This window comes from Paenilisteria portnoyi (assembly GCF_014322795.1).
Classification (GTDB): domain Bacteria; phylum Bacillota; class Bacilli; order Lactobacillales; family Listeriaceae; genus Listeria_A; species Listeria_A portnoyi.
In genome coordinates, this window is the sequence record NZ_JAASTT010000025.1 from 26,418 (window position 1) to 49,268 (window position 22,851).

A 22,851-nucleotide genomic window follows, 5' to 3' on the forward strand; every position below is an offset into this window, starting at 1 on the left:
TAGAAGGCTGTGCGAAGACGGTGGTGTGAGAAGTCGGAGCCTAACGGCTCCTCCTACTCGATTGTATACTGCATAAATTTATTGTTTAAAATCATCGATTTAAGGCAAAATAATTAGCCACGTTTTCTAAGAATTGCTACCGCAAGTCCGGAAATGAGGAATCCTGCGAATACTAATCCAGCAGAACTATTGTCACCTGTTTTTGGTAAAGCTTTCAGCGTTGATACTTTTGCTGGTGTGGCAGGGTGAGCTTTAAAGGAAGTTTTCTTCACGGCTTGAGCTACAGTTGTTTTTTTCGCGTTATCAACCGACTCAACTTTAAGTTTCTCACCTAAGAATGTAGCTTCGGATAAATCACTGAATTCACCAGTATCCATGTCTGCGCTCCATAGATATATAGTTTGTCCATTTTTTAAGGCTGTATCTAATTTAACATGGAAGTTACCCATTGCATCAGCGTCCGCAAATCCTAGAAGTTCGCCATTCTCATCAAGAATCATAACTGTTGTAAGTGGCTCGGCAGTCCCATAAACATCAGTTGCTGTTGTTTTTGTGAAGTCGACAACTGGTGCATCAAAGAAATAGAAATCTTCTCCAACGACTGTATACGTCAATGTAACACTAGAAGTATTACCACTTGCGTCTTCTGCAATGATTTCAACTGTTTGCGTGCCTTCTTTAGATGTATCCAAGTATGCTTGACCGTTTGCAAAGTAAAGTTTCACGAAACCTGAGTTATCTGTTGCGTCAACTAGTTCTTCAGCCGCCCAATCTTCCCCTTGAGATACATAAAAATCATCTTCATAAACATCAATTACTGGTTTCGTTGTATCAACAACTGTGTAGTTAGCTACGATGTTTTCAGTCGTCGTACCATTTGTAGCGGCAACAGTAACTGTTTGTGCGCCTAAGCGATTTACAGCTGGTGCTTTCACGAATGATAGTGTTACGCCAGATGTTGCTGTAACGAATTTACTTGGATCTTTCACTGCTACATTGATTTCTGTTGTTACATTTGTTTTTGCAGTAGCAAGAGCCACCGCTTTTACAGGAGCCTTCGCTGGTTCTGTTACTTTGTAGCTTACAACGAATTCTTGAGTTGTTGTGTCAGCTAATGTTGCAACGATGGTTGTTGAGAATGTTCCTGCCACCGATGTTTTTGGCTCTGTTCCCGCTTTGTAAGTAAGTGTTGTGCTTGCGTCTGCTACCGTTACGAAATCGGCAGGTGTTGTCGTAGCATCTTTAACAAAAGATACGTCTGCTTTTTGAGTCGCCGCGACTGCTGCAACTTGTAATTTCACTTCTGGTGTTTCTTCTGTAGCGTCAGGGGCTGTTTCCGTAATCTCGTTAGCCTCTGGTGCTGGTGCTGGTGCTGGTGCTGGTGTAGGTGTTTCTGCGGTTACTGCTGGAACTTGTACCTCTTCCTCCGCGAATACTGGTGCTGCAAGTGAAAAAGTTAGTCCGCAAGCGAGTAGTCCGCAAGCTAGTTTTGTTGATTTTGACATTCAATTCTCTCCCTTTTTGTGTAATAAGGCTATTATACTAAAGTTTAGTCTAATCGTCACTAAATATTTGTAACGGTTTCCAAAAGAAAGCGTATTCCGTCAAAAAGTTGTCACATCTTTGTAATAAAAAACCAGTGATAGGATTATCACTGGCATACTGTTTATTCTTTTGTTAGGGAATAGAGGTCGGTGTATTTCATGTCTAACATCTCTTTAACCGCTGCCATATCATGTATTTTCCATGGCTTTGGTGAAAGGGAAATGAGACCGTCTTGTTCTAATTTACGTAGATTAGTGGCGACATAGGCACGCGCCAAATTCAAATACTTGCCGATTACTTTTTGTGTGAAATAATACGGAATAAGATAAGAGCCATCTGGTTCAGCGCGGCCAAAGCGTTCAGCGACGATAACAAGACCAGCTAGGATTTTTTTGTCGGACGGTAGATTAGAAAGTGATTCACGAACGAGAATCGGGTGCGTAAAGTTTAGATAGAAGAAATACGCGTACCAGAAGCTTTCTTGGCTAAAGGTAATTTTGTCGATAACGTACTGACGCTCGAATCGGAGCAATGTGACTTCACTAATAGCGGTGTAGGAAATGGGCGATACAGCATTTTCTAGGACACTTAAGAATCCTAAAATATCATCTGGACCGCAAAATGTCAGAATGGAATCATCCCGTGCAGTTCCTTTTGACATCGCGACCATTCCTTTTTTGACAACGTAGAAGTGCCGATTGGCGGAACCTTCTTTCATGATAACCTCATTTCGCCGGTAAGTAAGTTCCGTATAAGGTGGTGTGTCTTCGTGTGATTTCATCAAGGTGGCAAGCATTTTGTCGGGATCGAAACTTTCTTTTAGATTGTTGTAATCGTATAGCGTCATATTATGTCCCCTTTTCATACAGATTGTCCTTTTTATTATATCGAAGGAAAGTGGGTTTGTATAACGTTTTCCCTTGAATTCGGAAAATTTAGATCAATTTACCAGAGACAAGGCGCTTGCGTATGCTGATTCCGACTAGTGCGGCAAATGTTGCTTTTAGGATTCCTGGGATGATGAATGGAATAACGCCGGCTGTGAAAGCTGTGCTCCATGATAGGTCACCACTGATTTTTAACCAGAAGGCACCGAATAGTAGGGTTATGAAGGCGCCGATAATATTAGCGAAAATAGCGTAAGCCATGCTGAAATTCGTTTTTTCGATGAGGTAGCCTGTAATGTAAGCGTTGAATAGGAAGCCAATTAAAAAACCACCTGTTGGACCGAAAATGATGCCTAGTCCAGCTGTCATACCAGCGAAAACGGGAACTCCAATGGCGCCAAGGACGATGTAAACGGCGACGGAGATAGTGGCGTTGCGGGCACCAAGAATCGTTGCGGCAAGACCGACTGCGAAGGTTTGTCCTGTTAGTGGAATAGGCCCGATTGGAATAGTGATTTGGGCAAGAATAGCGATAATAACAGCAAATAGGGAATTAATAATCAATTGTTTTAATTTTTTATCTCTCATAACTTCTCCTTTGTTAACTTAATATGATATTAGGTTAACATTAAAACGCGGCATTGACAATACTATTTTTTTTATTCACTACCTTGCATTAATTAGTAGTGCGTGGTATAGTATGTATAACAAGTAGTGATTAATGTTCAGTACTGGAATTTTGGTAATAAGAAATGGAGGGTTCGGCATGGAAGTGAATGTGCAGTTTAAAAAAGGTGTCCTTGAGTTATGCTGCCTTTTCCTTATTCATAAGAAGGATCAATATGGCTATGAGTTGGCGCAACACGTTTCACAGTATGTGGAAGTTGCAGAAGGTGCGATTTATCCAGTATTGCGGCGTTTGGTGAAAGAGGGTTATTGCGACACGTATTTGAAGGAGTCGACAGAAGGCCCATCGCGGAAATATTATCAACTAACGGTTAAGGGTGAGATGTATATGACGGAATTAATGTTTGAATGGAAAGATTTTGTGTCGAATGTGAATCGATTATTTGTAGAAGGGGGAGAGCAAATTGGATAAAACAGAATTTCTAAATGAGTTGGCGCTAAAATTGGCGGGACTGGATCCTGAGGAAAGAAAAGAGATATTAGCAGATTATATGGAGCATTTTGCAGCAGGTGAAACGAGTGGGAAATCGGAGCAGGAGATTGTGTTTGATCTTGGAACTCCAGATGAAATTGCGCGTGATATTTTGGCGGAGCGCGGTGAATCATTACCAGAGGATTCGTATTATGTGCCTAGACCGAGTCAGCCTAAAAAACGTGGGGCAGGCTTCAAAATCGGCGTATTTTTAGCAATGTTGATTCCGAATTTGGTCGTTTACTCCTTGCTCCTATCTTTTTGGGGTGTGGTTGCGGGTTTCATCGGATCAACTGTGGGATTTTTCTTAACTCCGTTCGGCTTTATTTTGGACGCGGTGCTGAATCAAGCGTTTGAATGGTATAAATTGTTTGGAACGATTGGTATTGTTGGACTGGGCTTCATTTTCTTCGTCGTTACAATTTGGATGGCGAAAGCGATGATTATGGCTACAGTGGGCTATACGAAATTCAATATTCATTTGATGAAGGGAGAGAGCAAACATGTTTAAAAATAAATTAAAATTGCTAATTATCGGCGCGGCTCTTCTAGTCGTTGGTGGTATTGGTTTTGGACTGACTTTTGATAATAATAATGTGGATCGTGGTGAGGCTTATCATCGGGAGTGGCAACTGGCGGACGGTGACATTTCGGTGATTAAATTGATGAGTGACCAGGATTTGCGCGTGAATGTGGCGGAAAGTACGACTGGAAAAAATTACGTTACGATGAGCGGACATTTATCGCAAGAGGTGATTAATCGCTTGGATAAGAGCGTAAAGGCCAATCAGGATAGTTTGACGATTAATGTGGAAAATGAGCAGGAATGGTTCCAGTTTTTAGAGTTTCAAATTTATGGCGAGCAGACGGTGACAATTCACGTGGCAAAAGGCGCGAAATTGGGGCAGCTGGCGAGCGATATGAGTTCGAGTGACTTAGTCGTGCGTGATGCGACGGCGAAAACGATTACGCTTGAGAGTGGTTCTGGCGAAATTGAAGCGACAAATCTAACGGCGGACACGACAACTGTGAAAAATAGTTCTGGTGATATCGATTTGAAAAATATGACGTCGAATCTGGAAGTTATCAATGGCTCTGGTGAGAATTCTGTACAGGGAATGACTGGCGACACGCTTCGTGCAACCTCGAGTTCTGGCGATATCGAAGTGAACCAAATTGCGGCGAAAACAACGACGCTGACAAATGGTTCGGGGAGTATTGACGGGGAAGAAGTGGGTGGCACGGTGAAAGTCGACAATAATTCTGGCGATGTGGAGTTGTCTGGATTGGATAATGCGACGAGTGTTACGAGTGGATCTGGTGAAGTTGATCTATCGTTTCATGAAGTGAAGAAAGACGTGACGGTAGACGCGGATTCAGGAGATGTAAATATCGAGATTCCGGGGGCATTCAACGGTTTCTTAGACCTACGAAGCAATTCTGGCGATATTAAATCACCTAACATCAAAACAAGCGGAAACCAAGTCATCAAGGTACGTACAGGATCAGGAAACATTAAAGTAGAGCAATAATTTGGAGGTGGGCTCTCGGGCTCACTTCTTTATTTCACGGGGGGAATTTGGTTATGAAGGTATACGTCATTTTGACAAAAACAGCGACAATTCCAGGGCGGGTTATTCAAAAATACACGCGAAAACCGTTTAATCATGTGTCGATTAGTTTGACGGAGGATTTGACAGAGGTTTATAGTTTTGGGCGGATTGGGAAACGTAATCCGTTGAATGGTGGTTTTATTGAGGAAGATATGCGCAGTGGGGTGCTTGAAGATGCCGCGACTGCGATTCTTAGTTATGATATTACGGCGGAGCAACAGATGCGGATTCAAAAAGAGCTGGATTGGTTTTTGCTGACGGCGGATAATTATCGCTACAATTTTTGGGGAATTTTAGGTTTAGTATTGCGTTTGGATTTGTCGGGGAAAAATGAGTTTTTCTGCTCGCAGTTTGTGGGGCACATTTTGGAACTTAGCGAGGTATCGGTTGTAGGGAATCGCGCGTTGAATTTTCTGCAGCCATGTGATTTTTTGTATGAAGGCGTGATGGAAATTGAGTTCTGCGGGGCGATGTCTCGTTATTTAGAGCAGTTTGAAACAGAAAATCAGGAATTGGTGTCGTGTGCTTTGGCGTGACTAAAATACCAATGAAAGGGTATACTAAGTGATAACGCTACATCTCAAAAGATGAAAGGGGAAATCACAGATGACAGTTCAAATTCGAAAAGGAACGCTAGAAGATATTGAGGCTATTCAAAATATCGCGGAAAAATCTTGGCATGACACGTACGAGGATATTATTCCACGCGCGGTGCAAGATCGATTTTTAGACATGTTTTATAATTTGGAAACGCTGAAAACGCGTGTTTCTGCGACGCCATTTGCGGTGTTGGAGCAGGACGCTGATGTGATTGGCTTTGCTAATTTTATCGAGCTTGAGAAACGTAAGAGTGAACTCGCGGCTTTTTATTTGTTGCCGGGTGTGAAGAATAAGGGGTATGGAACGATGCTGCTTGATGAAGGTATCAAGTTGTTCGCGTTGCCATTGCCATTATTTGTGAATGTGGAACTGGAAAATACAAATGCGATTGCTTTTTACAAGGCGCGTGGATTTGTGGATTGGGATAAATTTGAGGAAGACTTCTACGGACATAAGTTGGAAACGGTGCGCTTGCAGTTGATTCAGCATGTGGAAGAAGAAGTTTGAGGCAAGCGTTTTTAGGATAAAAAGAGCAGGAATCAATGTATATACCATTACTAAATGGCGCTATACATTGGTCCCTGCTCTTCTGTTTTTAAAGGTAACTGCGATTATAGAATGTTCTTCGCTTGTAAAATAGTATGGAATGCTGCAACGTCGATTATCAGCCAGTGATCTACGCCGATAGAAAGCATCTGTTCTTCTTGTAATTGTTGCAAAACATTCAAGGTATAGTTGACCGGGGTGATCGCAAATTCGGCTATCGTTTCATTACTGACGAAAGATGGTAGCTGTGTAACGTTGGTGCTGAGTGGTGAAGAAAGGGGCATCATCATGAGTAAGCTGAAATAAATTCGATCTTCTGGATGCATGCGGTCCATTAGGAAATGTTCCTCGATATTTTTTCTAGATTTAATGACATGTTTGGTGAAAATCTCGCCATCAGGATCCTCGCGGGACATCATTTTTTTAAAGAAAGCAGTATCGATTTCCCAGTAGGTAACTTCTGTTAGTGCTCTGCATTCTGTGATCTCAGGAATTTCTTCTGAATCAGATGGAAGACTTGAAAAATCGCCGGGTTGTAGGAGCATATGTAAGTGTTCGTCTAAATCAATATCTCGTAAACAGCTCAAAAAACCGTTCTCTATTAGACATAGGCTATTACTTAGACTAGATAATGGTATTGTAGATCCAGTTTTTAAGACTTCTTGTGTACAATGGTTATGGAAGTCTGCGTCTTTTAAGCAATGTGAGGATGTGTGATGCTGTGTCTTCTGCGGTATTATTTGTAGACATAGTAAATTCCTCTCTTCTGATATAAATATAGGTATCCGTTGTATATACCCAATTATGTGGAAAGTTAACCTTCAATGAGAATACAAAAATAGCGATGAAAAATTGGATTTCATCGCTATTTGACGTTACGTGTTGCTGTTTGTGCTGGTTGCTGCTTTTCCGCTTGCTTTTTGACCGCCGCGAATCGCAAAAAAGATCCATGCTAGAATCGCGCAGAGTACACCGCCGAGCAGTGAAATCAAGATGACCATTATCGCGCTGATGAGTTGCAATATACTAGTGATAACTACGGTTGCAATCACGCCGAAAAGAAAGCCCCAAACGATGAAGCGTTTCGACGTTGCAATTTTGCTGAAGCCGTAGAACATTTCAGCGATGGTCGTGCCAACGAGTATGAGCGGTGCAGCGAACAGAATGGCTGCAAACACGAGCTGATACGTTATTTCACCGTACATAATGGCTTCCATTCCAATAACAGAAAAGATCCCCAATATAAATACAGTTAAGTAAGCAAAGATAAAACGCATGATGCATTCCTCCATTTCATCCCATATTATATCACAAAAGCTAGCTGGAATCTTGTTCTCAGCTAGCTTTTACGATAATTAATCGATAGAGTTAAAACGTGGATTATCTTCTTTTGCCGTCAACGCTTGGATACCTCGGACAATATTGAATAGTGCGAGGACGATGGTCATCAGGCCGACTACAACGACTAAACCGAGCCCGATAAAACCAGTGACATTCGTACTGTTGGTGCTAAATCCGACAATTCCGATACTGAGTGCTGTAAAGATACCACCAATTGTTGGTAGGATATGTGTGAATAAAGCCACTTTTGCGTGATGCTTCGTATTTTCTGTACCACTAAAAATCCAGATGGCAATGGGTACGATAAATGGTGCGAAGAATAAGCTGAAATAGCTGAGTGCATTTAATATTTTTTGATCGTTCATAATGTAAAACGTCCTTTCGTAACTTGATGTCTTTATTATACGATAGGACGGTACGCTTGAACCATTGCATTAGGTGACAATATGGGACGGTGACATTACATTTTTGTAAGTACAGAAAAGTTCTTACCAAAGACATCGTGAACTATATCGTTGGGTAAGAGATAAATCCGGCTTTACACAAACGCTTGCCGCCGATTTACTAGGCCTATAGAACAGATTTCAAGGACCAGACTTTGGAGCGCCAGCGGTATACCATCAAGCCACCGCGGATTCCTTCGTCGATGATGTAGGCGAGCCAGACGCCGACTAGTCCCATCCCTGCTGTGATACCAAGGATATAGGAGAATGGGAGGCTGACTATCCACATCACAATAATGCCGACGATGAATGGGAAGCGGACGTCACCTGTTGAGTTGAGACTGCTGATGATAATGATGTTGGTGGAACGTGCGATTTCAAGAAAGATGGATAGGAAAAATAGTTGTTTAGTCATCGCGATAATTTCTTCGTTGGACGTGAATAGATGCATGATTGGTTCTGAGAAGAAGTAGATGAGAACGCTGAGACAAACGGCAATGGCGAGCCCTATTTTCCAGCTTCGCAAGCCTTGTTTGTAGGCGCGGTCGACTTCTTTTGCTCCAACTGCGCGTCCGATGATGATTTGGGATGCCTGACCAATCGAGATGGCGAACAGGGCAACGAATTGGCTGACCGTTGAGGCGTACACTTTGGTCGTCAGGGCATCGGTACCCATGAGGGCAATGATGGCGGTGACGACGAGCTGTGAACCTGCGTAGGACATATTTTCACCAGCGGAAGGCAGGCCGAGTCGCAAAATGGAATACATCGTCCGCCGCGATAGTTCTTTGAATTTATGCCATTTGAAGCGGTATTCGACGTGACGATGCAGAAGCCAGATGGATAGGAAAACGGCGATAAAGTTGCCGAAAACCGTGGCTAGTGCGACGCCTGTAACGCCTAAATCTAGATAGGAAAGTGGTCCGTATAAAACGAGGAAGTTTCCTATGACCGTGATGATTCCAGCGACAACGGGAATGTACATAGCTTGGCGAACGTAACCATGTGTCCGCAAAATAGGCATAATCGAATAGGGAATCGCGGTTAGGATGGAGACGCCCCCGATGATTTCAAGAAATGGTGTGCCGATTTCGACTAGGTGCGGATCAAGCCCCATCCATGTTAGAAATTGCGCGGATAGCAGCAGGAAAATAAGGCTGACAATGGCGCCAATCACGACGGAAAACACGATGCCATTTGTGATGACTTGTTCGATGAGTCGGTGTTTCTTCGCGCCGATCATTTGTGCGACAAGGATTTGCACGCCGACGCTGATAAAAGCGAACATGATGACGGAAAGTACAAGAATTTGATTCGCGACACCAGTTGCTGCGACGGCGTCATCGGAATAGTGCCCCAACATAAAGACGGTGACGTAACTAATCATGACCCGCAAAAACTGCTCTATAAAGATGGGCCAAGCGAGGGAGAATAAGCTTAATTTTGATGCGGTTTGACTTTTATCCATGCGACCTGCTCCTTTCGATAAACCTAGGCGTTAAGCGAATGTTATCACGCTTACAACAATATCTCCCTATTATAAGGCAGGTCATGATTAAAGTATAGACTAATCAACAAATGATAACGAACTGTAACAATTACTAAGTAGTAAAGGAAGTGTCGGAATGCACGATTTGGAGCAGTTGCTCGGACATATAAGCGGGCGAATAGTCAAAATTGGATTGTGCCCAGTAAACAATTAATCCAAAAATGGCGTGGGCTTGATAGCTTGCATGGAGTTCGGGATTGGCGTCCGAATGTTTTAAAACGTCCGCAAAATCGCGAAGAGCAATGCGTTTTATCGCGTCACACAGTTGGTTTTGAAAACCGGATCGTAATTTATCATCGATGGCTTGTTTGTAGAATAATTTATGGGCGTAAACATGATCGAAAATCTTGACCATCGCTGGTGTCATTCTTTCCACGGAGAATGGCGTCATTTTTTCGTAGGGATCTCGGTAGGCGACTTCAAGATCGGTCAGAACGTCCGCGATGACTTCATCTCGCAAATCTTCTTTTTCTTGGTAATGTTTGTAGAACGTTCCGCGATTGACATCAGCATGCGTGACGATATCGGTGACGGTAATTTTCTTGAAGGCTTTCTCATTTAGAAGTGTTAAGAGAGCATTGGCGAAGGCGGCTTTCGTTTTTCGGATGCGTCGGTCAGGTTTTGCGGTCATTTTTTCACGTCCTTTTCGGTTGTTAGTATACATATACCGCAAAAGTGTCGCCAAAGCAACAAAAACCGCTTTCATTACCTATTGAAGTGGGATGCTGAACAGGGCTATACTGAATGCATGGAGTTGTTTTTGAAACTCTGGCGCAATTTAAATTTGAGGAGGAATAATTATGGGTAAATTAGCTGGAAAAGTAGCGTTAGTAACAGGTGCGGCATCAGGAATGGGACGTCAAATTGCTTTACTTTATGCAAAAGAGGGCGCGAAAGTAGTCGTTGCGGATATTCATTTGGAAGCAGCAGAGGAGACGGTGACAGAAATCAAGGCTATCAAAGGGGAAGCGTTGGCGGTTGTTGCTAATGTAATGAAGGAAGAGGACGTGCAGGCGATGATTGATAAAGCAGTCGAGGCTTACGGCACGTTGGATATACTCGTTAATAATGCGGGAATCATGGATAATTTTGTTCCTGCTGGCGACATAACGGATGATCTTTGGGATCGTGTTTTTGCGATTAATACGACTGGTGTGATGCGTGCCACAAGAAAAGCATTGTCCATTTTTGAGCCGAAAGAAAGTGGTGTTATTGTGAATATTGCATCAGCAGGTGGTCTATTTGGCTCACGTGCAGGCGCGGCTTATACAGCTTCGAAACACGCGGTTGTTGGTTTTACAAAAAATGTCGGCTTCCAATATGCCACTAAGAATATTCGTTGTAATGCGATTGCGCCAGGTGCGGTAGAGACGAATATCGGGACCACGCTTTATGCACCAGATGAATTTGGTCAGGCGCGCGCGATGATTGGTATTGGAACGAATCCGCGAGTTGGTCAAGCATCAGAAATAGCAAAAGTCGCGTTATTCTTAGCATCGGATGATTCTAGCTTTGTAAATGGTACTGTTGTGACCGCCGATGCTGGTTGGACAGCGTATTAAATAAGTGAACGAAGAACGGCTCCTAGCTTCATTGCTGGGAGTTTTTTTGCGATGGTTTATGCTTGACTTTCTACATAAGAGTAATATACTTAGTTAAGTAAACTAAATAAAAAGGGGATGCAAGAGAGTGCATAATTCGGAGGAAGATTTAGGCCAATCCGTTGTGAAAGCTTTCATGAACTTCAAGCGGGCCGAGCTGCAAAATTTTAAGGTTCCTGGTTTAAAGCGGTCCGAAACACGGTTCTTGTTTATGTTACATCAAGGTTTACGGCATTCAGATCATGAACAAGGAATGAAAGTATCGGATGCGACAGCGATTCTTAGGGTTTCCAAACCAAGCGTGACGCAGCAAATCAACGCGCTCGAGGAGAAGAAGCTAATCGTTCGAAGTCAGGACCCAGTGGACAAACGAGCCGCGTATATTCAACTTACGGAAAAGGGCAAAGAGGTAGTAGAAGAAATTATTTCAACTTTTCACAAGAATTTTGAGGATATGACCTTGTTTTTGGGTAAAGAAGAAATGGAGAGATTAATTTCGCTACTGGATAAATTAACAGAGTATCTCAACAAAAAAGCTGAGAACGAGGAGGTATAAGCAACGTTATGATGAGATTAATGAAGCGAATGGGCGCCTATAAATGGGGCATCGTACTAGTTTTAGTACTAACATTTCTGCAAGTGCTTGGTCAGCTGTATTTACCGACGTTGATGGCAGACATTATTGACAAAGGTGTCGCGAAAGGTGACACGGCCTACATATGGAAAGTAGGTTTGCAGATGCTAGGCATTTCTGCGCTTTCAGGAGGGCTTTCTGTTGTTATCGTGTATTATGCATCCAAAATTTCGATGGGATTTGGACGCGATTTGCGGGATAACATTTTTGGCCGAGTAGAGAATTTTTCATTGCAGGAGTTTGACAAAGTTGGGACGGCGTCTTTGATTACGCGCTCAACGAATGATGTTGTACAAATTCAAAACGTGTTGTACATGATGTTACGAATGATGGTAATGGCGCCAATTATGTTGATTGGTGGCGTGATCATGGCAGTTGGTAAAGATGCCAAACTGTCGCTTATTTTTGTGGTAGTACTGCCAATTTTACTCGTAATGGTCGTACTTATCGGTGGAAAAGCGATGCCGATGTTTAAATCGCTACAAAAGAAAATGGACAAACTGAACCAAGTTATTCGCGAAGGTTTGACGGGGATTCGAGTGATTCGTGCGTTCAACCGCGGCGATGATGAACTGAAGAAATTCGATGTTTCCAATGAGGACTACGCGAAAACGGCGGTTGGCGTTAACAGACTGCTTTCCTTGATGAGTCCGATGATGATGCTGATTATGAACTTGACGACTATCGCGATTATTTGGATTGGCGCGAAATTTGTCGGTGATGGCAGTATGCAAGTTGGGGATTTGATGGCGTTTATTCAGTATGCGACGCAAATTATGATCGCGTTCATGATGGTTTCAGCTGTATTTATCATGATTCCGCGTGCGGCGGCTTCGGCAGAGCGTATTAATGAAGTGCTAGAAATGGATACGGAAATTCATGATCCTAAAGATGCGAAAAATGCGATGGCGCCAGTTTCATTGGAATTTGATAACGTTACTTTCCGCTATACAGGTGCTGAAAAGCCAGTTATTGAGGGTATCACCTTTAAGGCCAAAGCTGGTGAAACAATCGCGATTATTGGTAGTACGGGGGCTGGGAAGTCAACAATTATCAACATGATTCCACGTTTTTATGATGTGGCGGAAGGATCTGTTCGCGTGAATGGTCTTGATGTGAAAGAAATGACGCAGGAAGATTTGCGGATGAAGGTCGGTTTAGTGCCTCAAAAAGCGATGTTGTTTACTGGTGATATCGAGGAAAATATGCGCTATGGTAATGAAACAGCGACGGAAGAAGAAATTTGGGCAGGATTACGGACGGCTCAAGCGGAAGACTTTGTTTCGAAATTATCGGATGGCTTAAATAGTCGGGTCGAACAAGGCGGAAATAACTTCTCCGGCGGTCAAAAGCAACGTTTGGCGATTGCGCGGGCGTTGATTCGAAAACCGCAGATTTATATTTTTGATGACAGTTTTTCAGCGCTCGATTTTAAAACAGATTCGTTGTTGCGCGCGGCCTTAAAACCGGAAACGCGAGAATCAATCACGATTATTGTGGCGCAACGGATTACGTCGGTTGTTGATTCGGATCAAATCATTGTGGTCAACGAAGGTAAAGTTGCTGGAATTGGAACACATGAAGAACTGAAAGAATCGAATCAGATTTATCAAGAAATTATGAGATCACAATTGTCAGAGGAGGAGATAGCATGAGTCCAGGACCAGGATCAGGTGGACATGGCGGCGGCCCAGGTGGCGGAAGAACCGTGATGCCAACAGCCAAGCCTAAGGAATTTAAAAAGTCCTTGTTTCGCTTATTAGGATATATGAAACCGCGTGCTATCTCACTCATTGTAGTGCTCTTACTCGCGATACTGTCGACCATTTTCAACGTTATTAGCCCGAAAGAACTTGGGAAGGCGACGACGGAGATATTTACTGGTGTAATGACGCCGGCTGGGATTAATTATGATAAGATTTTTGATGTCTTGTTTGTCGTATTGATGCTTTACTTAGGTAGCTCGCTCTTTAGCTTCCTGCAACAATATGTGATGTCGAGTGTAGCGCAACGTACGGTGTATGATATGCGTAAAGAGTTGAAGGCGAAATTGGGTCGTTTACCGCTGCGCTATTTTGATACGCGTTCGAATGGTGATATCTTAAGTCGTTCTGTGAATGACATGGATAACATCGCGAATACGTTGCAACAGGCGTTGACGCAGGCGATTACGGCGATTGTACAAATTGTCGGCGTTCTGATTATGATGTTGACGATTAGTTGGCAGATGACGCTGATTGTTGTTGCGACCGTTCCACTCAGTGTGCTACTCGTAGCCATTGTCGCTAGCCGTTCACAAAAGTATTTCGGCGCGCAACAGAAAAACCTTGGTGTGCTAAACGATCACGTAGAGGAAACTTTTGGCGGACACACGGTTGTGAAGGCTTTTGGTCAAGAGAAGAAGACGCTTGGCAAATTTGATGTAGTGAATAAAGATTACTACGTCGCTGCGAAAAAAGCCCAATTCATCTCGGGTATCATGATGCCGTTAATGCAATTTGTCGGTAATCTTGGTTACGTGGCGGTCTGTGTTGGTGGTGGTATTTTTGTAACGAATGGTACGCTAACTGTTGGTAATATCCAAGCGTTCACACAATATGTACAACTATTTTCACAACCGATTTCAAGTGTGGCCAACATCTCGAATGTCATTCAATCCACGATGGCTTCGGCGGAACGTATTTTTGAAGTGTTGGATGAACAAGAAGAAGAGGATATTATTCCAGAAAACGTAGAACATCGTGCGGGAGAATCGGATCGGATTGTTTTCGATCACGTGAAATTTGGTTATACGCCAGATAAACCATTGATGCACGATTTGAATATTGATGTCAAAGAAGGCCAGATGGTGGCGATTGTTGGTCCGACTGGTGCGGGTAAAACAACGATTATTAACTTGCTGATGCGCTTTTACGATGTGGAAGGCGGAGGTATTCGTCTTGGCGGTGTCGATACACGCGATATGACGAAAAACGATGTGCGTGATAAATTCGGAATGGTGCTTCAGGATACATGGTTATTCAACGGTACAATCGCGGATAATATTGCTTATGGGCGAGATGACGCGACGACGGAAGAAGTTATCGCGGCAGCAGAAGCGGCTTATGCGGATGAGTTTATCAGACGTTTGCCGGACGGTTATGACACCATTCTGAATGAAGAAGGTTCCAATATTTCGCAAGGGCAAAAACAATTATTGACGATTGCGCGCGCGATTCTTTCTGATCCTAGCATCTTGATTCTGGATGAGGCGACATCAAGTGTGGATACGCGGACAGAGCTTAACATCCAGCTTGCGATGGGGAATTTGATGGAAGGCCGGACAAGCTTTGTAATTGCGCATAGATTGTCGACGATTCGTGATGCGGATTTGATTCTGGTTATGAATCACGGGAACGTTATTGAGCAAGGAACGCATAAAGAATTACTTGCTGAAAATGGTTTCTATGCGGATCTTTATAATAGTCAGTTTGCAAACGACCAAGCCGTCTAAGTCTCTCTCAGTCGGACGACAAACGTTCAGGCGAACGACAAATGCTCATCTGCGTCGTTAAAGCCTGTGCTACGGTGCTCATGTACAAGTCGTACATTCCGCTCCGTTGCTCGGCTTTGCCTAGCATCTAAGCATTTGTCGTCCGCCTGAGGTGTGGCGGTGACTTCAACGCTGGGCGTGAAGAGATTAAGAGATTAAGACTGCAGAAAAACCGCGTTACATGATGTATCTTCAAACTTCAGCGTGACGACAAATGCTTAGTTTCAAGGCAAAAGCGAGTATCAGGGCGGAGCGTACTAGAGTACGTGAGCACTGGAACGGAGCTTTTGACGACGAAAATGAGTGTTTGTCGTCACGCTTTATTTTGGTTGGTGGTGCTTTTTTGTGGTAGTATGGTGGGGAAGTTACTTTTATGAGGAGTGATTGTTGTGAGGATTCATGTGATGGGGGCGTCGGGGGCTGGGACGTCGACGCTTGGTAAGGCGCTGGCTGATAGGCTTGGGGTGGCTTTTTTTGATACGGATGATTATTATTGGGAGGAGAAGTTTTCTGTCAAACGGGCGATTGAGAATCGGCTGGAGATGATGGAACGGGATTTTATGACGCGTGAGGATTGGGTGTTGTCGGGAGCATTGTCTAACTGGGGAACGCCGCTGGAACCGTTTTTTGATGTGGTCGTATTTTTGGAGGTGCCGCGGGATGTGCGATTGGAACGCTTGGTCAGACGGGAACGGGTGCGTTATGGTGAGGCGATTTTGCCGGGAGGAAGTAGGCATCAGGAGCATATGGAATTTGTTGCATGGGCGTCGAGGTATGAGGACGGGGATGTGGATGTTCGGAGCAAGAAATTGCATGAGACCTGGTTTCAGAACTTGGAATGTCCTGTGTTACGAGTTACTGGGGATATGACAGTCGAGGAAGAAGTGGAGCTGGTTTTGACAGAGCTTCAATCAAAGTAAAAAGACTATAGAGCGCATCCATTTTTTGCGGATGCTTTCTATAGTCTTTAATGTAGTGCTTTATCTTTAGATGGTAGTCGGGCGTGTTCTTTTTTTGCTTTGTTAAAGTCGGTTTGCGAGAAATTTCGCCCCTTCTTTATAAATACGGCATAGGCATAATCGTTAAAAATAACGGGAGCATCATGGATATCTTTTTTGGCAATGATCATGCTGTTTTTCTCGGCGTCATGTTTGAACATCTGAAAACGTGGAACCATATAAAGATAGTAGGGGGGGGATTTTGTTGTGAAAAAAGTATTTTGGAGTATGGCTGTTGTTTTTCTAGCGTTCGGGATTGTTTTTACAGTTGGGGGCAAGGCGGATGCGGCGACGAATGATGCGCAGCGATTCAAGTCAGTTGGGGCAAATAAGCAGCTGATTTTGGTGACGACGCCGGGTTACAAGTCCAATAAGGCAACGATTCAGACGTTTGAGCGGGATAGTAAGGGCGTTTGGCAGCGCAAGGCGTTGATGTACGGATTTATCGGCAGGGATGGTTTTGCGACGACAATGAGGGAAACGGTTGTTCAAAGTCCGCGTGGGAAGTTCACGCTAGGTACGGCGTTCGGTCGCTACGCTAATCCGGGGACGAAGATGCCTTACCGCAAAACGAGTACGCGCGATGTGTGGGTGGATGATGGCAAGTCGAAGTTTTACAATTCGTGGCAAGTACTTCCGGTCAATAATCGCTGGAAATCTGCAGAAAAATTGTATCAGCCAGCGTATAATTATGCGTTCGCGATTAACTATAATCCGCTGAGAAAACCAGGCTGGGGCTCGGCAATCTTTTTCCACGTATCTAGCAGTTACACGATGGGTTGCACAGGAACAAGCCAAGCGAACGTCCTTAAAATTCTGAAATGGCTCGATCCGAAGAAGAAACCGGTAATTATTCAATCGCCGAGAACGGAATTGAGTAGATACTAAACGAAGGGAGCTTTCCGAATTCGGAGGGCTTTTTTTATTGTTCACCTATGCGCATCGTTTAACCTTTTTTAATTACGGGTATTAATTACCAATCAAGAAGCGGTGAATTTTGCCGAAATTAAAGGAGGAACAAATCATGCGGCCTATTCTGAAATGGATGGCGCTGATAGTCATGATGGTTCTATCGATATGTACCGCAACGACAGCACAAGCAAGTTCCGCAGATTCCTTACAGGCAGCAAATCAAAAAACGACCCCCGTTACGGTAAGTAAATATCCGAGCGCATCATCTCTACCAGCGCAGGCACCAACGACGGCGATTCCGAAAGTGAGCGCTATGCCAACGACAAATCGCGTGCTAGTGATTTTAGTGAGTTTCAAAGACGTGGCAATCAAGCAGAGCGAAGCAAGTTGGAATCAGAAGGTTTTTAGTACGACGAGTAAATCAGTGCGACTTTATTATACACAAGCAACCAATGCCAAAATTAATCTAGTTCCAGCGAGCGAAACGTCGGGTACTGTTAATAATGGTGTGGTTCGAGTGAAACTGAATCTTAACCATCCTCGGACCGGCGCGGCGATTGATACGCGTAACCAATATATTGTTCGGGATGCGCTTATTGCAGCGAATGGTTTTGTTAATTTTGCACAATACGATACGAATAAAAATGGTCGCATCGATGCTGGGGAATTGCATGTGATGACGATTATAGCTGGGCAGGAGCGGGCTTACATGAATACGGCACTCTCGGTTTGGGGACATATGTGGGGCATGAATTCGACTATTACGCCCAAGTTGGATGGCAAAACATTCTTCACATACACGCAGTTTGGCGAGATGCATGGCACGCATATGGCGACAATCGGTGTTATCGCACATGAGCTCGGCCACGATTTAGGCTTGCTAGATCTCTATAACACGAGTGGTTCAGGAAGCGGGCTTGGCACTTACAGTTTGATGGCAAAAGGTGCATGGGGAACACAGTCTGGCGATAGTTATCCAGGCCAAACGCCAGTACTTCTAGACGCCTACTCCAAAGTCAAAATTGGTGCGGTGACACCACGAGTTGTGAGCACAACAACGTCCTCCGTCCAAAACGTATACGCGGGTACGACGATTTTGCGAGTCAACACGAGTTCCTCAAAAGAATATTTTTTAATTGAGAATCGGCAATTTATCGGTTTTGACCGCGCGCTGATTGGCAAAGTATACAAAGGCGGCATCGCGATTTATCATGTGAATACAAACTATGGTAGCAATCAAACGATCGGCAAGCAACTTGTAACCCTGAAAGAAGCGAATCAAGGTATTGCAGGCTTTTCTCAACTGAATAGTGGCAGTACAGCAATGTCTGATGCTTTCTACTACGTTGGCACGGGATCTCGAGGAAAAGTGCAGCAAATCTATTTGAATAATCGCACAAATCCATCGAATCGTCTCAGTAATGGTGCCTATCCGAATTTCTCATTCAAAGTGAATTCAAAACCAGGAACGGCGATGTCCGTCACGATTGGTCCAGCCTATCCAGTGACAGCGGTCGCACTTAATCGTAGCGGTGTCTACATCAAAAAGAACGCCTCCTTCCAGATGAGCGCAACCATTGCACCAACCAACGCATCGAATAAAGGAATCGCTTGGACGACCTCAGATGCAAAAATCGCGATAGTAGATGCAAAAGGTAAGATAACCGGGAAAGCAGTTGGTACAGCTACAATCACAGCACGAACATTAGACGGATCTAAAAAGGATACCGTGCTCATTAAAGTAACGAATTAAATCAGCTTGACAAATTAGGAAGGTGCCTTTATAATATAAACAAAGGTACCTTTTAATTATGTCTTATGACGAAAAAAATCAAATGGAGGAATTACAAATGAGCGAAACAGAAAACAATTTAATGAAACAATTTATCCAATTTAACCGGATGTTACACCACTATCAAATCCACAATTTACGTAGTGCTGGACCGTTTGGCAACCCATATCGAGGTCAAGGTCGCGTGTTATCCATTTTGAAAATGAAACCAGAAATTACACAGAAAGAATTGGCATATTTGCTTGATATGCGTAACCAGTCACTGGGCGAGTTATTGACGAAATTGGAAAAAAGCGAATACATCACACGCGAACCATCAGAGGCAGACCGTCGCGTGATGAATGTGAAGTTGACAGAGGCTGGCGCTGAGGCAGCGGAGCAAAGTAAAGATAACCAAACCGACTATAACAAGATTTTCGACGTGCTAAATGATGAAGAAAAGGCTAATTTGCACGATTATATGCACCGAATTACAGATGAACTTGAGAAAGAGCTAGGCGACATTGCTGGCGATGAAGCTTTCGAAGATCCACGGATGCAAGGTAGAGGCGGATTCCCAGGCTTTGGCGGCGGCAGACCACACCCAGGCGGTCATGGTCACCGCGGTCATCATAGCGATCCAAGATTTTCTCGTGGTGGATATCCAGATTTCGGTGCTATGCGCGACGTAGATCATTTCGGACATCAAGATTTTGAAAATCAAAAATAAGCAGACAAAAGCGCGGTATAGAGCTTGGGATTATAACCCGAGACTCCATGCCGCGCTTGTTTTCTTTATGAGAGAATAGCCTGTGCCAAGATTTTTTGTATTTCCACGACAGGTGCACCTTTTGAAAAATTGATGCTCGTGGAAGGGTCGGACTCACTAGAAATCCAGATTTTCAATTCCACATCTAAATCAAAATGGCCGGTTGTTTCGACGCTGAATCGACTGATACTTTTATAAGGAATGGTTTTATATTCGGTTTTTTTCCCCGTCACGCCTTGTTTATCAACTAGGATAAGACGTTTATTTGTGAAGGCTAGGGAGTTACGGATGATTTTGTAGCCCGCGATAATTTCTTCATCGGGAATAAGGACATCCACTAGCTCCTTTTGAACTTCCTCTAAGTCTGTTGTAGATGCATTTCCCATAATTTTATCTAAGAATCCCAACTGAATCTCCTCCTTGAATGATGTTTATGAAGCTGTCACACGTTTTGGTTTATAAACGGCTAGATACGCTGCGACTACGATAAATAGCCATAATTGGAACGGAAAAAATAAGGCTAGTAATAAAGCAGCGGCGAGCGGTTTCTTCAGAATCACCGCGCAAGAGGCTGTTGCAAAAATGGCTACGATGAATATTGGATCAGCGGGAAGTATTTTGGTCAAGGCGAAACCTACTGCGATACTGGCAAAAATAATCGGGAAAATGTGGCCACCGCGCCAACCTGTGCCAAGACATATTCTTGTTACGAATAATTTGGCAAACCCAATTGCAAGCAGGAGGTAGATAGACATTGAATCGTATTCTTTCGCGATTTCACCGACCCCGTGTTCACCGGAGTAGAGCATGTTAGGCAGGAAGAACGCAAAGACACCTAAAATCAGGCCGCCAATTACAGCAAGCATAATGGGTTTGGATTGAATTTTACGAGTTGCAAAGGTAATGCCGGTTTCGAAAAGGCCGTATACTTTACCAAAATATTTGCCTGCGAGTAAGAGTGGAATTAGTAAAAGTAACTCTGGCCAAGAAATCGTAGCCGAGCCTATATTTGCAAATGGGCTTGGGCCGTCATTAAGTTGCAGAAGGTAGTAGAAAACTAGGAAGCCCGCAGATACGGAGAAGAAGTAAATGATTATTTTTTGGATATGTAGTTTTTTACTGATGTCGTGGTTAGCTTCTCCTTCTTGTGTAGAGGCAATTCCGAATAATGGCGAGGCAAAGATGATAGATAGCAATGCGCCGATTCCGAATTCGATGAGTGCGTCGCGCTGTTGGTATGTAAAATGGAGTTTATCGCCGACCCATGTTACAAGACCTGCGCAGATACTGACTAAAGCGGCCTCCGGACCAAGACTTGCGCCAAACATTAATACGATCAGAGCGGCTACAAGGTTTCGCCAGAGTTTTCCTTGATAGGAAACGCGACCATTTGTATGAAATTCGCCCATGACTTCATCCATTTCACGCGGGTATGGCCCGATGTGTTTTCGCGATAGTCCGACAAATACGCCACCTAATGTACATATCAGGATGGGCCAAAATACGGGATCACCGAATAATGAAGCTCCTGCATCCCAGACAAGATAGATGAGGAAATTTGCCAATCGAAGGAATAAGAAGGCAATCACTGCTACGAGTGTGCCTAAAATAATCCCGTATAAAGTTAGAACTAGTTGTAATCGAAGTTTCATGTTTTCGTACCCCCAAATAATGCTTCTCTATTTATTTTTCCTGAATTTTTTAAAGGCTAGCGTGATTAAAGAACCCATAATTGCGGAACCGAGGATGATGAAAACAAGTGGTGCATTGAAATGCATAAATATGATGCTAACACGAACGCTATCCCAATTGGCAAAGGCGAAAATAATAAATAGGATAGCAATGATAATCCCGATAATAGCTTTGACTGATATTTTTTTATTGGCCATGTGAAACCCTCCTTATCTAAAAACTTAAGTAAGTAACAATTCCCTAGAATGATTTAGGCTAAACTTAGATACAATTTGGACAAGCCATCGATAATCTTATTTTACATTAGAAATTAGTGGAGCGGAAATATTATGTGTTTTTTTTGTTGAATTTATTACTAAACATAAAAATGAAATCGAAAAAACCAGTAAATGCGCGAGGTGATGCAACACTTACTGGCTCGACCTTATTTCTCCTGTCTTAGTGAAACAGGTTTATCTAGAATTTCTTTCATGATGATAGCGTCCTGCATTTTACCACGAACACGTTTTTTCGTAACGGTATGGTGATGATGCATGTGAGTTACGTTTGTATCAGTGTTTGTGATCGCATCTTTAATTACAGTATCTTTGTATCCAGATGGTTGCGTTTTTTTAGCAGGTGTTTTCTTAGTATTGGAGCGGGTTTGTGAGCGTTGCTTCGGGACTTTCGGAAGATTGGATTTCTCCTCTTCTTTTTTCTCGGTTTCGGCTTTCTTGAAATAGCTGATGAGGCCGAAAAGAATCCCGATAATAACGACAGCAGTACCGAACCAATCGCCAACATTAGCAAAAATACTATCCATTTTCGTTACACCTTCTTTCTGAAATGCGATGGAAATTGTTGAGGCTGTTCGAATGAAATGAGTTACAGCCTCAATATAGATATGAACAGAGTGAATATCTAATCCTAAACAACGACAATGCCCGCCAAACTTATTTGTCTTCCTTTGCTATAGCTTCCCGCATTGTTGAGGCTGTTCGAATAAAAATGAGTTACAGCATCAATATGGATATGAACAAAGTGAATATCCTACCCGCTAAATAACGACAATGCCCACCAAACTTATTTGTCCTCTTTCGCAATAGCCTCGCGCATTGTTGAGGCTGTTCGAATGAAAATGAGTTACAGCCTCAATATAGATGTGAACAGAGTGAATATCTAATCCGCTAAACAACAACAATACCCACCAAACTTATTTGTCCTCTTTCGCAATAGCCTCGCGCATTGTTGAGGCTGTTCGAATAAGATGAGTTACAGCA

The 22,851-nt window shown here is 43.4% G+C and carries 25 protein-coding genes; 13 read left to right on the forward strand and 12 right to left on the reverse strand.

The features are described 5' to 3' along the window. Positions 1-113 precede the first annotated feature (113 nt). The 3 genes from HCJ66_RS14305 to HCJ66_RS14315 form a co-directional block, all read right to left on the reverse strand. The gene (locus tag HCJ66_RS14305; RefSeq protein WP_187133753.1) at positions 114-1,505 is read right to left on the reverse strand and encodes an LPXTG cell wall anchor domain-containing protein; all 1,392 of its coding nucleotides are present in this window, start codon (positions 1,503-1,505) and stop codon (positions 114-116) included. 161 nt (positions 1,506-1,666) lie between these two features. Beyond that, complete coding sequence (locus HCJ66_RS14310) at positions 1,667-2,392, reverse strand: Crp/Fnr family transcriptional regulator (protein WP_187133754.1); 726 nt, start codon at positions 2,390-2,392, stop codon at positions 1,667-1,669. 88 nt (positions 2,393-2,480) lie between these two features. Next, complete coding sequence (locus HCJ66_RS14315) at positions 2,481-3,020, reverse strand: biotin transporter BioY (RefSeq protein WP_187133755.1); 540 nt, start codon at positions 3,018-3,020, stop codon at positions 2,481-2,483. 178 nt (positions 3,021-3,198) lie between these two features. Here HCJ66_RS14315 and HCJ66_RS14320 point away from each other — a divergent pair, with 178 nt between their 5' ends. From HCJ66_RS14320 to HCJ66_RS14340, 5 genes are all read left to right on the forward strand, one after another. Continuing rightward, positions 3,199-3,531, forward strand: coding sequence for a PadR family transcriptional regulator (locus HCJ66_RS14320; protein ID WP_036066286.1), 333 nt, complete (start codon positions 3,199-3,201; stop codon positions 3,529-3,531). Further along, positions 3,524-4,102 carry a DUF1700 domain-containing protein gene (locus HCJ66_RS14325; RefSeq protein ID WP_187133756.1) on the forward strand — a complete coding sequence of 193 codons (579 nt, stop codon included), beginning with the start codon at positions 3,524-3,526 and terminating at the stop codon, positions 4,100-4,102. The genes HCJ66_RS14320 and HCJ66_RS14325 overlap by 8 nt, the downstream gene beginning before the upstream one ends. Further along, positions 4,095-5,123, forward strand: coding sequence for a DUF4097 family beta strand repeat-containing protein (locus HCJ66_RS14330; RefSeq protein WP_187133757.1), 1,029 nt, complete (start codon positions 4,095-4,097; stop codon positions 5,121-5,123). Before HCJ66_RS14325 ends, HCJ66_RS14330 begins: the two co-directional genes overlap by 8 nt. A 53-nt stretch (positions 5,124-5,176) precedes the next feature. Beyond that, positions 5,177-5,740: a hypothetical protein gene (locus tag HCJ66_RS14335; RefSeq protein ID WP_187133758.1), complete on the forward strand. Its 564-nt coding sequence runs from the start codon at positions 5,177-5,179 to the stop codon at positions 5,738-5,740. A gap of 70 nt (positions 5,741-5,810) precedes the next feature. Beyond that, complete coding sequence (locus HCJ66_RS14340; protein WP_187133759.1) at positions 5,811-6,311, forward strand: GNAT family N-acetyltransferase; 501 nt, start codon at positions 5,811-5,813, stop codon at positions 6,309-6,311. A 104-nt stretch (positions 6,312-6,415) separates the two neighbouring features. Here HCJ66_RS14340 and HCJ66_RS14345 read toward each other — a convergent pair whose 3' ends face one another. The 5 genes from HCJ66_RS14345 to HCJ66_RS14365 all read right to left on the reverse strand — a co-directional run bounded on the left by HCJ66_RS14345 (position 6,416) and on the right by HCJ66_RS14365 (position 10,314). Then, positions 6,416-6,937: a cyclic nucleotide-binding domain-containing protein gene (locus tag HCJ66_RS14345; RefSeq protein ID WP_187133760.1), complete on the reverse strand. Its 522-nt coding sequence runs from the start codon at positions 6,935-6,937 to the stop codon at positions 6,416-6,418. A gap of 288 nt (positions 6,938-7,225) precedes the next feature. Beyond that, complete coding sequence (locus tag HCJ66_RS14350) at positions 7,226-7,627, reverse strand: hypothetical protein (RefSeq protein WP_187133761.1); 402 nt, start codon at positions 7,625-7,627, stop codon at positions 7,226-7,228. A gap of 78 nt (positions 7,628-7,705) precedes the next feature. Next, positions 7,706-8,056 (reverse strand): magnetosome magnetite crystal formation protein family, encoded by a 351-nt coding sequence (locus tag HCJ66_RS14355; protein WP_187133762.1) that lies wholly within the window; start codon positions 8,054-8,056, stop codon positions 7,706-7,708. Positions 8,057-8,261: 205 nt separating this feature from the next. Next, positions 8,262-9,602: an MATE family efflux transporter gene (locus tag HCJ66_RS14360; protein WP_181676284.1), complete on the reverse strand. Its 1,341-nt coding sequence runs from the start codon at positions 9,600-9,602 to the stop codon at positions 8,262-8,264. A 133-nt stretch (positions 9,603-9,735) separates the two neighbouring features. Continuing rightward, a complete protein-coding gene (locus HCJ66_RS14365; protein WP_187133763.1) occupies positions 9,736-10,314 on the reverse strand; it encodes a TetR/AcrR family transcriptional regulator in 579 nt (192 codons plus the stop codon). A gap of 169 nt (positions 10,315-10,483) precedes the next feature. Between HCJ66_RS14365 and HCJ66_RS14370 the strand changes: the two genes are divergently transcribed. The 8 genes from HCJ66_RS14370 (at position 10,484) to HCJ66_RS14405 (ending at position 19,861) form a co-directional block, all read left to right on the forward strand. Then, the gene (locus HCJ66_RS14370) at positions 10,484-11,245 is read left to right on the forward strand and encodes an SDR family oxidoreductase (protein ID WP_187133764.1); all 762 of its coding nucleotides are present in this window, start codon (positions 10,484-10,486) and stop codon (positions 11,243-11,245) included. Between the two features lie 175 nt (positions 11,246-11,420). Then, positions 11,421-11,840 carry a MarR family winged helix-turn-helix transcriptional regulator gene (locus tag HCJ66_RS14375; RefSeq protein WP_222717521.1) on the forward strand — a complete coding sequence of 140 codons (420 nt, stop codon included), beginning with the start codon at positions 11,421-11,423 and terminating at the stop codon, positions 11,838-11,840. An 8-nt stretch (positions 11,841-11,848) separates the two neighbouring features. Continuing rightward, a complete protein-coding gene (locus HCJ66_RS14380) occupies positions 11,849-13,573 on the forward strand; it encodes an ABC transporter ATP-binding protein (protein WP_187133766.1) in 1,725 nt (574 codons plus the stop codon). Beyond that, positions 13,570-15,411 carry an ABC transporter ATP-binding protein gene (locus tag HCJ66_RS14385; protein WP_187133767.1) on the forward strand — a complete coding sequence of 614 codons (1,842 nt, stop codon included), beginning with the start codon at positions 13,570-13,572 and terminating at the stop codon, positions 15,409-15,411. The genes HCJ66_RS14380 and HCJ66_RS14385 overlap by 4 nt, the downstream gene beginning before the upstream one ends. A 428-nt stretch (positions 15,412-15,839) precedes the next feature. Then, positions 15,840-16,370, forward strand: coding sequence for an AAA family ATPase (locus HCJ66_RS14390; RefSeq protein ID WP_343069020.1), 531 nt, complete (start codon positions 15,840-15,842; stop codon positions 16,368-16,370). A gap of 285 nt (positions 16,371-16,655) precedes the next feature. After that, complete coding sequence (locus HCJ66_RS14395) at positions 16,656-17,336, forward strand: L,D-transpeptidase family protein (protein ID WP_187133768.1); 681 nt, start codon at positions 16,656-16,658, stop codon at positions 17,334-17,336. 136 nt (positions 17,337-17,472) lie between these two features. Next, complete coding sequence (locus tag HCJ66_RS14400) at positions 17,473-19,113, forward strand: M6 family metalloprotease domain-containing protein (protein WP_187133769.1); 1,641 nt, start codon at positions 17,473-17,475, stop codon at positions 19,111-19,113. Between the two features lie 97 nt (positions 19,114-19,210). Beyond that, entirely contained in the window at positions 19,211-19,861 is a 651-nt protein-coding gene (locus HCJ66_RS14405) for a MarR family winged helix-turn-helix transcriptional regulator (RefSeq protein ID WP_181676276.1), read from the forward strand. 65 nt (positions 19,862-19,926) lie between these two features. Here the strand turns inward: HCJ66_RS14405 and HCJ66_RS14410 are convergent, their stop codons facing one another. From HCJ66_RS14410 to HCJ66_RS14425, 4 genes are all read right to left on the reverse strand, one after another. Further along, entirely contained in the window at positions 19,927-20,307 is a 381-nt protein-coding gene (locus HCJ66_RS14410) for a PH domain-containing protein (RefSeq protein ID WP_036059151.1), read from the reverse strand. A gap of 24 nt (positions 20,308-20,331) precedes the next feature. Beyond that, on the reverse strand, positions 20,332-21,552 hold the full coding sequence (locus tag HCJ66_RS14415; RefSeq protein ID WP_187133770.1) for a chloride channel protein: 1,221 nt from the start codon (positions 21,550-21,552) through the stop codon (positions 20,332-20,334). Between the two features lie 27 nt (positions 21,553-21,579). Beyond that, positions 21,580-21,789 carry a LapA family protein gene (locus tag HCJ66_RS14420; protein ID WP_187133771.1) on the reverse strand — a complete coding sequence of 70 codons (210 nt, stop codon included), beginning with the start codon at positions 21,787-21,789 and terminating at the stop codon, positions 21,580-21,582. A gap of 227 nt (positions 21,790-22,016) precedes the next feature. Beyond that, a complete protein-coding gene (locus HCJ66_RS14425) occupies positions 22,017-22,394 on the reverse strand; it encodes a hypothetical protein (RefSeq protein ID WP_187133772.1) in 378 nt (125 codons plus the stop codon). Positions 22,395-22,851: the final 457 nt, after the last annotated feature.